Genomic DNA, 15,382 nt, shown 5'->3' on the forward strand with positions numbered 1-15,382 from the left:
TCCCTTCCGGGTCGCCATGCTGGTGTAGCTCAATTGGCAGAGCAACTGACTTGTAATCAGTAGGTTGGGGGTTCAAGTCCTCTCACCAGCTCCACACTATCATAGTTTTAAACGCAAGTGCCCATTGGGGCACAAACTAGGAGGAGTTCCCGAGTTGGCCAAAGGGGACGGACTGTAAATCCGTTGGCTCAGCCTTCACTGGTTCGAATCCAGTCTCCTCCACCATTTATACTAGGATATATGCCTTGCGGAAGTGGCTCAGTGGTAGAGCATCGCCTTGCCAAGGCGAGGGCCGCGGGTTCGAATCCCGTCTTCCGCTCCACTACTATTTAATGTAACTCAGAAACTATATGTTTCTGAGTATTATAAATTAATTTAAGATAATTTGAAGCAAAATGCGGGTGTAGCTCAGTGGTAGAGCCCCAGCCTTCCAAGCTGGTTGCGAGGGTTCGATTCCCTTCACCCGCTCCATATTTATTTGGCGGCATAGCCAAGTGGTAAGGCATAAGTAGGGAGCCCAAATCATGTATTTCGATTTGGTGCGAGTCACTTAGTCGGAGCCGCTAAAATTGGTAGCAAGTTATTTTATTGACAAATTTCAATATGGCGGCATAGCCAAGTGGTAAGGCAGAGGTCTGCAAAACCTTTATTCCCCAGTTCAAATCTGGGTGCCGCCTCCAGCAAATAGTATTCAATATACACGTACCTATAGCTCAACTGGATAGAGTGCCTGACTACGAATCAGGAGGCTGGGGGTTCAAGTCCTCCTAGGTACACCAAGTAAAACACTGTAACCATTAAGGTTACAGTGTTTTTTAAGTTTCAATAAATTTTTATTAGAAATTTCACTTATAAAACAATGAATCGATTAATCAAATTTATTTTGTTGATTAATGTATAAATTTCAACGAACACAGAGAAAAAATTAAAGGAAGGAGAATTATGAACCCTTAGTTTTCTTATTTGACAAAAAATAAAAACATACTAATGACAATGTAAAAATGTTTTATAGATTACCTATAAGGAATTAAAACTTTTGAAATAATTAATAAGAGATTTGCTTTAACTAGGAAAAATTAAATAATAAATAAAAAAATAAATAGAGGAATTATGGGATTTTTGTAGAAATAATATATAATCTCATAATTTTTTACTTTTGGAGGTTTTATAATGAAGGAAATTATTACTTTTAATCCTATTGATTCTGATAATACAGTGTTACCAATACAATATAATCATATGGTTCAAGGTATGATATACAAATTATTAGACGAAGAACTGGCAAACTTTCTGCATGAAGAAGGTTTCCAGAATGAGAAAAGAATATTTAAAATGTTTACATTTTCTAGGATAAAGGGAAGCTATACCCTAGATAAAGATAGTGGTTTAATAATATTTGATGGTCCCATAAAACTTACCATATCTTCACACTATGACGAGTTTTCCAATTCTATAGGGAACAGTTTTTTAAGGCGTCAAAAAGTACAATTGGGAAACAATTATTTAGAGGTAAAGCAACTAGCTGTTGAAAAAGAGAATGTAAACAGTGAAGAGATAAAGGTGCGTACTTTATCACCAATTTCTACATATAGCACATTATATAGAAAAGATGGCAAAAAATTTACTTATTATTTCAACCCAAAAGAAGAAGAATTTTCAGAAATTATAGAAAACAATCTAAAAAATAAATATAAGGCCTTTTATTCAGAAGAACCACCAGAAGTAGGGGTAGAAATGAAACCTTTAGGTGCTACAAGATTGTCAGTTGTAAGCTATAAAGGTTTTATTATAAAAGGGTACACAGGAAAATTCGCAATGAAAGGCGCACCAGATTTGCTTCAATTAGGTGTAGACACGGGTTTAGGCAGTAAAAACAGCCAAGGATTTGGCTGTGTTAAATTGATATAGAAAATATATCAGGAGGTGAGAACCATCATTGAAGGAATAATACAAATGGGAGAAGTATTAAAATCTGATGACCCCATACAAAACTTCATTGAAGAACTTCAACCTAAGAGAAGGAATAAACAATTAAATGTATTAAAATTTAACTTTTTATTAGAAGAAGATAAGTTAGAAATTGACGTAAATGAAGAAATGGATAGCAATACAGCAAAGAAATATACCTTCGTAGGATCAGCAGACGGTTCTAATGCTGCACAATGGTACGCATCTAGCACATCTAGTAACTATCATCTAACAGAAACTCTCTATAATCTTTCTCAAATAGATTTAGGATTAGAATTAAATAAAAAAGTCCAACAAATACTTAAAAATTTCTATGTAGATTTTGGAGAGAGAATGAAGTCTAAATATCGGTATGCTTTAGATTTAGAAAAATGTATAACTATTGATAAAACAATGGAAAACCTTTTCGAAGAAACAAAATCAGAATTAGATAATGAAAAAAACCTGGGAAAGGTACTTTTAGAGAAAATCAAAATAGAGTTTGACAAATATCTAAAAGAAGAAAAGGGAATAGAACCAGGGGATATAGGTCTATACACTATATTTATTGATGGAAAACCTTTATCAAATTTCAAGGAGTATCAGAATGCTGTAATAGAGTCTAAGAAACCGAAATCTAAAGATGGCAAAGGAAACAATGGAGTATGTTGTATTTGCGGCAGTACCGAAGATATATCCCATGATATGACTAAGACGAAAATTAAATTTTATACGACTAATCAACTTATATTTGCCAGTGATGTATCCACAAAAAACTATTATAAAAACATGCAAATGTGCTTAGATTGTATGTTTAAATATCTAGCTGGCGAAAACTATATAATGAATAGATTAGCTAGTAGACTTGCAGCTTTTGATGTATATATAATCCCTCAATTTATTTATGGACAACCTTTAAATGAAAATGATTTAAATATAGCTGCTAATAAGATAGTTGACTCTTTTAATACCGTAAAATCCTATGAAGGAATGAGGGGTTTAAGGGATGAAATATCAGGGGCATTAGATTTAAGAGATGAAAGTAGCTATTTTCTTTTAAACTTCATGTTTTTCAAAAGAAGCCAAAAAGCAACAAAGATACAAAGGCTTATAAAAGACATAAATCCTTCTATCTTTGAGAAAATTAGAATTTCATCAGAGAAAGCTTCTTTAGATTTTCAAAAAGTTTTAGGACAGAAATATAAAGGTGCAATTACTCTAAGTACAATATATTTCATGACCCCTATAAGAATAAGCCGTGGAGAAGCTGTTGAATATAGAGATGTTCTTGAGACGTATGATGCTATACTTACTGGTAAAAAATTGAATAAAAAACATCTTATAAAAAATCTAATAGAATGTATAAAAACAATAAGACTTTCCAAGGATTCTTATAATATAAATCCAAAGGAGGAAATATTAGAGTTCTATGTCATGAGAGCCAATATGTACATTAAATTTCTTGAATATATGGGTTGCTTAAAGGAGGGAGAAGGTTTGGATGTATCTGAATTAAAGGTTAAAGACAATATTAAAAATTATATTGAAAAAATAGGGTATGACGAACAGGAAACTGCAATGTTTTTATTAGGTTATTTAATAGGAGAAATAGGAAATGTTCAGTATAAGAGAACAGAAGAAGGAAGTAAACCTATACTTAACAAAATTAATTTTAACGGTATAGACAAGCAAAAGATTATTAGGCTTACAAAGGATGTATTTAACAAGCTAAATCAAGAAAAGATACGACAATACAATGAAGTGACTTTCTTTGAAATGAAAAGACTCTTAGATGGAAATATTGACAACTGGAAATTAAATAAAGACGAAAGTTTGTTTTATCTTCTTTCAGGGTATTCTTTTGCAACTACTATTCCAATGTTAAGAGAGAAGGAGGATGTTTTAAATGACCATAACCAATAATGAAATATTATATCTTTATGATGCAAAACTTACTAATCCTAACGGGGATCCAGATGAGGAGAATAGGCCCCGTATGGATTATGAACGGGAGATGAATTTAGTATCAGATTTAAGACTAAAAAGATATATAAGAGATTTTATACATGCAAAAGGTCATGATATATTCGTTAGAAGAGTAGACGATAAGCCAGTAACTGCTGATAAAAGAATAAAGGATTTAAAGGATTCTTCAAATGAATGGATATTAGACAACTTAACTGATGTGAGGATGTTTGGTGCCACTATGACGGTTAAACGAGACAATAAGACTTTTATAGGTCCCATACAATTTAATTGGGGATATTCCTTAAATAAAGTGGAACTTCTTGAATCAAGTATTACCTCTCACTTTTCAGCCAGTGAAAGAGCTACTCAAGGAACAATTGGTAAAGATTACAGGGTTAAATATTCACTAATTGCTTTTTCTGGGGTAGTAAGTGGTAATAGGGCAGAAAAAACTATGCTTAAGGATGAAGATTTATATTTACTAGATGAGGCCATGAAATATGCTATTCCTAACCTTGCAACCAGAAGCAAAATCGGACAGTACCCAAGGCTTTATATTAGAACTGAATATATGGACAAAGAAACTATATTAGGAGATTATAGGGACTATATTGAATTAAGAGAAAACGTCCCAAATATTAGAGATATAAATGAATGTTCATTAATAATAGATAGATTAGTTAAACTATTGAATGAAAATAAAGAAAAAATAAAGAATTTGTATTACTTTGCGGATGAAAAGTTGGAGCTAATTTTAGATGGCCAACAGGTGAAGTTTGAGGGGGCTTTCAAGGACTTACCACTAAAACAGATAAAGTAAGGTGATGATTATGGCGATAGTTATATTTGATTTGTGGGGCAAATTTGCCCACTTTAGAAAGTTCTATACTAATTCTTCCTCATTATCCTATTCGGTACCTCCTAGAACTACCATAGAAGGGATCATTGCTGCTTTGCTTGGCTATGAAAGGGATAGTTACTATGAGATATTAGATGCAGCTAACTTACATGTAGCAGTTAGGAAAATGGGAAGAACTAGAAAAGTAATGCAATCTATCAACTATATGAAAGCTACCAGCTCAGGTGAGTTAAACTCACCAAAAGAGCATACCCAGATTCCTTTTGAATTGCTAGTTGGAGATAACAATATTCGTTATAGATTTTACATAACCCATGAAGACAAAGAAATATTAGATGAAATAAGTAAAAGAATCATGAAGAATAGACCAGTGTTTCCCCTTTATTTTGGCAGTGCTCCTTTTAGCTGCTATATAGATTTCATAGATAAATTAGAATGGATATGGAATGAGAGCAATGAGTATGTGGCCATCTCTACAGTCCTTAATAACGATAAAATTCAAGATATAGATATTAATAATATGGAAGGCTATTTAATTAAGGAGAGGATGCCGAGGGATTTTGGTGAAGATAGAACAATCGAGGAAGTAACAACCTATATTTACGAAGACGAAGGGAAGTTTCTAAAAGCTAAAATTGATGGTAAATATGCCAGACTTTCCAATGGGGAAAATATAGTATTTCTATAGAATGAAGGTGGTAAGCATGAAATATTATTCCCATCCAGGGAAATTAATGATAAAACATTTAATTGAAGTTAGGGATATTTCTAAAGCACAGGTTCCAGATGAATATAGAGAAGCCTATGAAATAATATCCTTATGTCACGATTTTGGGAAATACACTACTTATTTTCAAGAATATTTGAGGAATAAGAAAAAAACCAATTTATCAAATCATGGATTTATATCTGCTGTATTTGGCGGATATATAGGCTTAAAACGATATGGGGAAGGGAATATCCTTCCCTTGATTATATACAATACAATTTTACATCATCATGGTAATTTAGAAAGCTTTTCAACTAATTTACCAAGTAAATTCAAAGATGTGTTAAGGACAAATTTTCCTATTAAGGTAGTGGAGAAAATAGATATAGGATATAAGCAAATAGAGAATATGAATAAAAATATGGAATTTATAAAGCCAGATATGGAAAACCTTAATCTCCTACAGGAATTGGAAGAATTTATTTTAAAGGAAAATATTTTAGAAAACACATTAGCAAAACTTAGAAGATTGGACTTGTTGTCTGTAAGAAGCTTAAAGTCTCACCAGAACTATTTTATACACCAAATATTATATTCAGCTTTAATTTCTGCAGATAAAATAAGTGCTTCAAATACTTTTACTCCTAAAGAAATGTATGGAAATTTTGAAACATTAAATGCTATTAGAGAAAAGAAGTTTGGAAAACCCACTAATGATATAAACCAAATTAGAACGAAAATATTTGAAAAGGTATTAAAGAAGGTAGAACAGAATTACAATAAATCCAATATATTTTCTATAACTGCTCCCACAGGCACAGGGAAAACTGTTACAGGTTTTTTTGCAGCTTTAAAGTTGAATGAAATGCTTGGAGGAAATAGAAAGATAATATATTCATTGCCCTTTACATCCATTATAGAACAAAATTACGATGTATTATTTGATATATTTAATGGTGTAGATAATTTTCAAAGGAATTTTAGTAGTTATATTATTAAGCACCATAATTTGTCAACAGTAGAATATGAGAGTGAATATAGAGATTATACCAAAACGGAAGCAGAATTGTTAATAGAGAATTGGTCTAGTGGAGTAGTAGTTACTACTTTTGTTCAACTTCTAGAGACTCTTGTAGGTTCTAGAAATAGAATGCTAAAAAAATTTAACTCTATAAAAGATTCGATTATTATTTTAGATGAAATTCAAGCTATAGATATAAAATATTTTCAACTAGTGGATTTTATATTGAGAAAAGCCTGTGAATACTTAGATGTGAAAATAATCATTATGACGGCAACAAAGCCTTTAATATTAACCCATGCCCTAGAACTGTTAGAAGACAATGAAAAATATTTTAAATCTTTCCGAAGAACTAGATTAATACCCAGATTAAAAAATATTACTATAGAGGAATTTGTAGATGAATTTATCGATAATTTAGAAGAGAAATCTTATATGGTAGTTTGTAACACCATTAAGCAATCCTTGGAAGTATATAGAGAATTATGTCATTTAGATAGGGATGTATATTATTTATCTACCAATATTCTTCCAGTACACAGAAGGGGGAGAATAAAAGAAATAGAGGAACGCCTTAGAAACGAAGACAATATTATACTCGTTACAACTCAAGTAGTTGAAGCAGGGGTAGACTTGGATTTTGACATAGTAATAAGGGATATAGGGCCTATAGATTCAATTATACAATGTGCTGGAAGATGTAATAGAAATAACGAAAATAAAATAGGGGATGTATATATATATTCTATAGTAGATGAAACAGGGAAAAATTTTGGCAATTATGTTTACGGAAATAGCTTAATAAATATTTCAAAGGATATTCTACAAAACAAGGAGAAAATTCTTGAAGAAGAATATTATAGGGTTATAAACGATTATTTTACTAAAGTAAAACAAAACAAATCTAAAGAAGTGTCAACAAAATTCATTGAATCAATTGAGATATTGGACTTTTCTGAAGGAGAATATTCTATTAATAGCTTTTCGTTAATACAAAACAATCCTGGATATATGGATGTCTTCTTTATATATGATGATAGGGCTGAAAGGGCATATGAAAACTATTTAAAGTTATCCAACATAAAAAATATAAATAAAAAAAGAGAATTATATTTAGATGTTCAAAGAGATATGAAGGATTATACAATCTCTATTCCCAACAAATATTTTAGAAGTTTTACTACGAATAATGGAATCATTTTACTACCTAGAGAAGGAATAGAGTTATTCTATGATGACGAAACAGGTTTTATAAGAGATAAAGAGGATGAATGTATGATATTTTAGGGGGGATTACTTGGAAGCATTAAGAGTGGGTGGAACTTTAATATGGTATTACTATATTTGCAAAAGAGAAGTCTGGCTTATGGCCCATAATATTGTTTCAGACCAGGATGATCCAAATATTGATATAGGGCGGTTCATGCATGAAAACTCTTATAAAAGAAAGAAAAAGGAAATTTCTATCGGAGGTATAAAAGTAGACGTACTTGATAAAAAAGATGGTTATTTGATGATAGGAGAAATAAAAAAATCTTCAAAATTCATAGAAAGTTCAAAGATGCAACTCGCCTATTATTTATTAGAACTTAAAAGGAATGGATTAGAAGGAAGAGGAGTACTTATGTTTCCGCAGGAAAGAAAGCGAGAAACTATAGAATTAACAGACGAGCTTATAGAAGAGTTAGAAGGAGCTGAAAAAGATATTATAGAAATATGCAACCGGCCCTATCCGCCAAAACCAAACAAAATTAATATGTGTAAGAATTGTGCCTATGCCGAATTTTGCTGGTCTTAAGGAGATGATAATTCTATGAAGAAGACAATATATATCTTTAACGATGGAGAGATAAAAAGGAAAGATAATACCTTATATTTTGAAACTGACATGAATAAAAGATATATTCCAATAGAAGATATAAGCGATATACTTGTGTTTGGTGAAGTAAGTCTAAACAAAAGCCTTTTAACATATATATCTCAGAAGGGAATACTTATGCATTTTTTCAATTATTATGGTTATTATACTGGCACCTATTATCCTAGGGAATATTTAAATTCGGGGTATATGATACTTATGCAAGCAGAACATTATTTAGATGTCAATAAAAGAATGGCTATTGCTAGTAAATTTGTTGAAGGAAGTAGCAAAAATATGTTGAATGTAATTAGGTATTATAAAAATAGAGGTAGGAGTTTAGAAAAAATCGAAAATGCTATAATATCTTTATATGAAGAAATACATCATTGTAAAACTACTAATCAATTAATGGGAATTGAAGGAAATATGAGAGATATGTATTATAAGGCTTTTGATGAGATAATAGATAACAATGATTTTACATTTGAAAAAAGAACTAGGCAGCCACCTAAGAATGAACTAAATGCCTTAATTAGTTTTGGGAATTCTCTATTATATGTCCTAATATTAAGCGAGATATATAGAACCCATATAGATCCAAGAATAGGCTATTTACATACTACAAACTTTAGGAGATTTACGCTTAATTTAGATGTAGCAGAGGTATTTAAGCCTATTATTATAGATAGAATAATTTTTACTCTTATAGGCAAAAAAATGATAACAAAGGATGATTTTGAACCTGATATAGGTGGAATTCTATTAAAAGATAAGGGCAGTAAAACCTTTGTACAAGAATTTGATAAAAAGCTTTCGTCTACTATAAAACATAGGCAACTAGGAAGAAATGTATCTTACAGGAGACTAATAAGAATGGAGCTATATAAGTTAGAAAAGCATTTAATCGGAGAAGCTAAATACGAGCCCTATGTTTCAAGATGGTAATAGGTGATACAAATGTTTGTAATATTAGTTTATGATATAGAAGTAAAAAGAGTTGCAAAAGTCTTAAAAACGTGCAGAAAATATTTATATTGGGTACAAAATTCAGTATTTGAAGGAGAAATTTCCAATGCCAATTTAGTGAAATTAAAACTTGAACTGAAATCAATAATAGATGAAGAAAAGGATTCAGTAATAATATATTCCTTTAGAACTACCAGGTATTCAAATGTAGAAATAATGGGTATAAAAAAAGGCGGAGAGGACAACTTTTTGTAATACACAGTTTTTTAAATGAAGATACAAAACTGTCGTCGACCCCAGGTAGTGCAAAAACCCCTGGAGATCGACGACAATTTGTTTTTTGTAACAAATGTGTAGATTTCATTAGATATATAGGGAAATAGAAAAATATAGTATTGGAAATTCATGTTTTTCATATTTGACAAAAAATGAGAAACATAGTAATATCAATGTATAGAATTAGTATATAGATTACCTATGAGGAATTGAAACGTGGTAAAAGCCTAGGTTTTAAAGGACAGGGTTTTTCGTATATAGATTACCTATGAGGAATTGAAACTATTCATCTTTTTCTACTAAAAGATAATTCACACTCGTATATAGATTACCTATGAGGAATTGAAACAACCTTCTTCTAACATATCATTTACTATATTTTTTATGTATATAGATTACCTATGAGGAATTGAAACTAGGTTTGTAAAGATCATTTTCAGCTTGTAAAATAACGTATATAGATTACCTATGAGGAATTGAAACGCTCGTCCATTTTTTGTTCTGTCAATAGCGTAAATATGTATATAGATTACCTATGAGGAATTGAAACTAGTTGACTTAGGTGAGGACTATGAGAAGACGGAGGGTATATAGATTACCTATGAGGAATTGAAACTTTACTTCATCCACATAAAATTTACCTCTTCCGTTAAGTATATAGATTACCTATGAGGAATTGAAACGCCGATGCTTTCAGAAAGCCGCTTCCGAAGGTTTGGTATATAGATTACCTATGAGGAATTGAAACGGTGTACTTCAAAGAGATAGAATAAGGCAAGGAATGTATATAGATTACCTATGAGGAATTGAAACAAGTACCGTCATTTCGTCCGTAGTGAGGTATCCATACGTATATAGATTACCTATGAGGAATTGAAACTGTAGTTTTAGTTTTAGCTGAAAGGAAAACTATTGAGGTATATAGATTACCTATGAGGAATTGAAACAATGGACAACCTCACAACTAAAGAAAGACACAAAATAGGTATATAGATTACCTATGAGGAATTGAAACCATCATCATATCCAAAATTAGCCTTGCAGTAGACGGTATATAGATTACCTATGAGGAATTGAAACAATCAAGTACAGAGACGGAAATTAAGAACTTAATTGAGTATATAGATTACCTATGAGGAATTGAAACCTCAAGAAATTCAATAGGAGAAAAAACCTTCGAGAAAAGTATATAGATTACCTATGAGGAATTGAAACTTTGCTGCTGGAGATATGAAAACAGGGATAATTCAGTATATAGATTACCTATGAGGAATTGAAACTATAACAGGCAATAAAATATAATTTATGGAGGTTTTAGTATATAGATTACCTATGAGGAATTGAAACAAATAAGCGTCTACCGTCCAATCATCACAAGCCCAAAGTATATAGATTACCTATGAGGAATTGAAACTCTGCAATTCTTCCTCCGATAGTTCTTCCAACAGCACGTATATAGATTACCTATGAGGAATTGAAACGAGTTCTAACTATTATAATACAATAAATATACCAAGTATATAGATTACCTATGAGGAATTGAAACACAATCAATTGGAAGGGGTTAGGAGAGGAGGATTAAGAGTATATAGATTACCTATGAGGAATTGAAACTCAAAGCAACAACTTGTACAACTACATATTGTACAAGGTATATAGATTACCTATGAGGAATTGAAACGAGTTAAATAGTGAATATGAAAAAGTATATAATGAGTATATAGATTACCTATGAGGAATTGAAACGTGGGAATGAGAGGTCTAAGATTGCCACGCAGCTTAGTATATAGATTACCTATGAGGAATTGAAACATAGATGATGATTTAGACTTGGTTACAGTATCAATGCGTATATAGATTACCTATGAGGAATTGAAACAAACGTCGATAAACGGGTCATATAGTTAGAACTATTGTGTATATAGATTACCTATGAGGAATTGAAACGTATCTCCAATTAATTCCATGAATTCGTTATATTTATCGTATATAGATTACCTATGAGGAATTGAAACAAGAATTGGCTGTAATTCATAATAGGTAGGTGATTAAGTATATAGATTACCTATGAGGAATTGAAACGCAATTTCTAAAGCCGATACCTCTAACCCTTTCGCCAAGTATATAGATTACCTATGAGGAATTGAAACTAATATCACACCAAAGCAACAAATTGACGAAGTGGCACGTATATAGATTACCTATGAGGAATTGAAACACACAAAATCTGATGGTGAAAAAATGTTAAAAATTGCGTATATAGATTACCTATGAGGAATTGAAACTAATAAAGATAGAGGAGGTAATATAAAATGGATAAGGGTATATAGATTACCTATGAGGAATTGAAACTATAATAACATAAACTTTGAATGTATGCAAGGATATTGTATATAGATTACCTATGAGGAATTGAAACCCAGATAGACCGATTCATAAAAATGTGGAGATTGTTTGTATATAGATTACCTATGAGGAATTGAAACACATGAGGTACAATGTTAAAGAATACATCATGTTTAGTATATAGATTACCTATGAGGAATTGAAACAATCTCCCTCACAATACCCACAAACATAATTTTTAGGTATATAGATTACCTATGAGGAATTGAAACTAATCACCCTTTAAAAATGGCGACTGTCGGTAAGCAACGTATATAGATTACCTATGAGGAATTGAAACTGTGCAACAGAGAGGAGAATAAAAAAATGCCGGAAAGTATATAGATTACCTATGAGGAATTGAAACGTAATATGGTTCATGTTTACAATAGGAAATGTTTTACAGTATATAGATTACCTATGAGGAATTGAAACTAAAACAATAAACAACCTCCTTCAACTAATTGAATCCGTATATAGATTACCTATGAGGAATTGAAACAATATATCAAAGGTTGATGGCATTGTCAAGAGGAAAAGTATATAGATTACCTATGAGGAATTGAAACGTTCATACCGGGAGAACACTAGGGAAAGGCTATAGCGTATATAGATTACCTATGAGGAATTGAAACTATCGAGTAGTTGTAAATATATGGTAAACAATAATTGGTATATAGATTACCTATGAGGAATTGAAACATTGAAGAATGTATGATAAAGTCAATATCCATTGTAAGTATATAGATTACCTATGAGGAATTGAAACAAAAGAGAAATTAAAAATACGAAAGGGGATTAATTATGTATATAGATTACCTATGAGGAATTGAAACTCGTCCAAAGGTTCTTTTAAGACATATTTATTAATAAGTATATAGATTACCTATGAGGAATTGAAACTAATAAAGATAGAGGAGGTAATATAAAATGGATAAGGTATATAGATTACCTATGAGGAATTGAAACAAAATTGCTAAAGGTGAAGGATTGAAAACTAGAATAAGTATATAGATTACCTATGAGGAATTGAAACCAAATTGTTTCAACTATAGACTCTATAAAACTCATATGTATATAGATTACCTATGAGGAATTGAAACTAGTAACACTCACTATTGGGAAGTTGTGCACGATGGAGTATATAGATTACCTATGAGGAATTGAAACGTTTTTCTAATATTTGGTAGTAGTCATCAAAAGGATAGTATATAGATTACCTATGAGGAATTGAAACATATATATCCATTGCTAAGCCAATGTGTAAACTTAGGTATATAGATTACCTATGAGGAATTGAAACTAAGGAAAGTGAATTTGACAGAAAAACCAAGTTAGAACGTATATAGATTACCTATGAGGAATTGAAACACGACATTGCTACACTAGAGGAGATGCTAACGTTTGTGTATATAGATTACCTATGAGGAATTGAAACAGAAATCCATGTGAAGGGATTAACTTAGATCAGTATAGTATATAGATTACCTATGAGGAATTGAAACTTCAGCGTATATCAAAGATAGAGAAAAACCAGAACCGTATATAGATTACCTATGAGGAATTGAAACATTGAAGGTGCAGAAACATTTGGTGGAGCAACAAAGGTATATAGATTACCTATGAGGAATTGAAACACGATTGACTTTCAAACTAGCAGTTTACAGAGGTATAGGTATATAGATTACCTATGAGGAATTGAAACAGCCTTTACAGCCGATTTAAGAAGGTTTTGATATTAAGTATATAGATTACCTATGAGGAATTGAAACAGACTACAGAAATATACGCCCATGTTTTGGCATCTACGTATATAGATTACCTATGAGGAATTGAAACTCTCTCCTTTTTCTTATTATTATTTAAAAGGGTCGGGTATATAGATTACCTATGAGGAATTGAAACGCTCCATAGTAGAAACTTCATCCACTTTTGAGTTCATTGTATATAGATTACCTATGAGGAATTGAAACAAGAAAATAATCTTCCTTAATTCTCCAGATATAATAGTATATAGATTACCTATGAGGAATTGAAACTTTTTAAATGGCTGTAACCATTGGAATCAAGCCATTTGGTATATAGATTACCTATGAGGAATTGAAACATATAGTATTTACAATTATTTACAAGTGCCAGAAGTGTATATAGATTACCTATGAGGAATTGAAACTAGAATATATAATTATATAAGCTGTTTGAATTGTAGTGTATATAGATTACCTATGAGGAATTGAAACCTTTTACTAAGGCTAATTGTTTAATGTCTTCAGCTTCGTATATAGATTACCTATGAGGAATTGAAACGAATTTTTCACAGGCAAAGAAAAGAAAGAGGTAAAACGTATATAGATTACCTATGAGGAATTGAAACTTGTATATAAAATAGCTGTAATGCAGTAATTGCAACGCGTATATAGATTACCTATGAGGAATTGAAACCTTCTTTTTTTTCTTCTTTGTGATCTGCGCAACCTAAGTATATAGATTACCTATGAGGAATTGAAACAAGATGATTTAAGGTCGCATGAGGCAGAAAGTGTGCGTATATAGATTACCTATGAGGAATTGAAACATAGTCTACACCGTAAAGCTCTACGAATTCTCTTGTGTATATAGATTACCTATGAGGAATTGAAACTGCCTCCTCCAATTCTTCTTCTTTCCACAATAGGCCGCGTATATAGATTACCTATGAGGAATTGAAACCAATGTTGTATAACTGCCTTACTTGGGTTTGCATACGTATATAGATTACCTATGAGGAATTGAAACTTTTCTAATTGCTCCAATCGATATGCTATAAGAGCTGGTATATAGATTACCTATGAGGAATTGAAACCCTTGTCTTGCATCTATGACCTCTGCATCTTGTTGTGTATATAGATTACCTATGAGGAATTGAAACTATAGTGGTACTAAAAATACTGTAGAAGGAATCGACCGTATATAGATTACCTATGAGGAATTGAAACTATTCCAAATCTTCAAAATGCTCCAAAATATGTTTTCTGTATATAGATTACCTATGAGGAATTGAAACTAGCCTATCATTCAATATTAGAAGTTTTATGCAGTTTTGTATATAGATTACCTATGAGGAATTGAAACAACATTACAAGGGGAAATAGATTCTATAGACCGTATCGTATATAGATTACCTATGAGGAATTGAAACTAAACAATACGGTGAGGTGCTACAGATGGAGTATTTTGGTATATAGATTACCTATGAGGAATTGAAACGTAAAAAACTTATAAAAAACTCATAAAAAACTTGTAAGTATATAGTGGATAGGCTATACTAAATAGGACAATTAAATTCCGAACAATGATATAATAAAAATATAAATATTTGGGAGGAATTTAAATGGCTAAACGATATGAGGA

At 31.3% G+C, this 15,382-nt stretch carries 8 protein-coding genes, 6 tRNA genes and 1 CRISPR repeat array; all 14 genes read left to right on the plus strand.

The features are described from left to right. Positions 1-18: 18 nt before the first annotated feature. The 14 genes from C3E89_RS01020 to cas2 all read left to right on the plus strand — a co-directional run bounded on the left by C3E89_RS01020 (position 19) and on the right by cas2 (position 9,586). A tRNA-Thr gene (locus C3E89_RS01020) sits at positions 19-94 on the plus strand. Positions 95-139: 45 nt separating this feature from the next. Beyond that, positions 140-225, plus strand: a tRNA-Tyr gene (locus tag C3E89_RS01025). Between the two features lie 22 nt (positions 226-247). After that, positions 248-322, plus strand: a tRNA-Gly gene (locus C3E89_RS01030). 75 nt (positions 323-397) lie between these two features. Then, positions 398-471 (plus strand) — tRNA-Gly (locus C3E89_RS01035). A gap of 134 nt (positions 472-605) precedes the next feature. After that, a tRNA-Cys gene (locus C3E89_RS01040) sits at positions 606-680 on the plus strand. Between the two features lie 22 nt (positions 681-702). Further along, positions 703-779 (plus strand) — tRNA-Arg (locus C3E89_RS01045). 391 nt (positions 780-1,170) lie between these two features. Continuing rightward, entirely contained in the window at positions 1,171-1,908 is a 738-nt protein-coding gene (gene cas6, locus C3E89_RS01050) for a CRISPR-associated endoribonuclease Cas6 (RefSeq protein WP_236910639.1), read from the plus strand. A gap of 15 nt (positions 1,909-1,923) precedes the next feature. Then, entirely contained in the window at positions 1,924-3,870 is a 1,947-nt protein-coding gene (locus C3E89_RS01055) for a TIGR02556 family CRISPR-associated protein (RefSeq protein WP_336512929.1), read from the plus strand. Beyond that, positions 3,854-4,735: a type I-B CRISPR-associated protein Cas7/Csh2 gene (gene cas7b, locus C3E89_RS01060; RefSeq protein WP_236910641.1), complete on the plus strand. Its 882-nt coding sequence runs from the start codon at positions 3,854-3,856 to the stop codon at positions 4,733-4,735. Before C3E89_RS01055 ends, cas7b begins: the two co-directional genes overlap by 17 nt. A gap of 10 nt (positions 4,736-4,745) precedes the next feature. Beyond that, the gene (gene cas5b / locus C3E89_RS01065; protein WP_236910642.1) at positions 4,746-5,462 is read left to right on the plus strand and encodes a type I-B CRISPR-associated protein Cas5b; all 717 of its coding nucleotides are present in this window, start codon (positions 4,746-4,748) and stop codon (positions 5,460-5,462) included. 16 nt (positions 5,463-5,478) lie between these two features. Next, positions 5,479-7,791 (plus strand): CRISPR-associated helicase Cas3', encoded by a 2,313-nt coding sequence (cas3, locus tag C3E89_RS01070; RefSeq protein ID WP_236910643.1) that lies wholly within the window; start codon positions 5,479-5,481, stop codon positions 7,789-7,791. A gap of 10 nt (positions 7,792-7,801) precedes the next feature. After that, the gene (gene cas4 / locus C3E89_RS01075; protein ID WP_236910645.1) at positions 7,802-8,302 is read left to right on the plus strand and encodes a CRISPR-associated protein Cas4; all 501 of its coding nucleotides are present in this window, start codon (positions 7,802-7,804) and stop codon (positions 8,300-8,302) included. Between the two features lie 15 nt (positions 8,303-8,317). After that, entirely contained in the window at positions 8,318-9,310 is a 993-nt protein-coding gene (gene cas1b / locus C3E89_RS01080; RefSeq protein ID WP_025641780.1) for a type I-B CRISPR-associated endonuclease Cas1b, read from the plus strand. 12 nt (positions 9,311-9,322) lie between these two features. After that, positions 9,323-9,586: a CRISPR-associated endonuclease Cas2 gene (cas2, locus tag C3E89_RS01085; RefSeq protein ID WP_025641779.1), complete on the plus strand. Its 264-nt coding sequence runs from the start codon at positions 9,323-9,325 to the stop codon at positions 9,584-9,586. A gap of 207 nt (positions 9,587-9,793) precedes the next feature. Beyond that, positions 9,794-15,238: direct repeats of the CRISPR family, unit length 30 nt; unit sequence GTATATAGATTACCTATGAGGAATTGAAAC. Positions 15,239-15,382: the final 144 nt, after the last annotated feature.

This window comes from Clostridium sp. Cult1, from assembly GCF_021655095.1.
Lineage (GTDB): Bacteria > Bacillota > Clostridia > Tissierellales > Tepidimicrobiaceae > Schnuerera.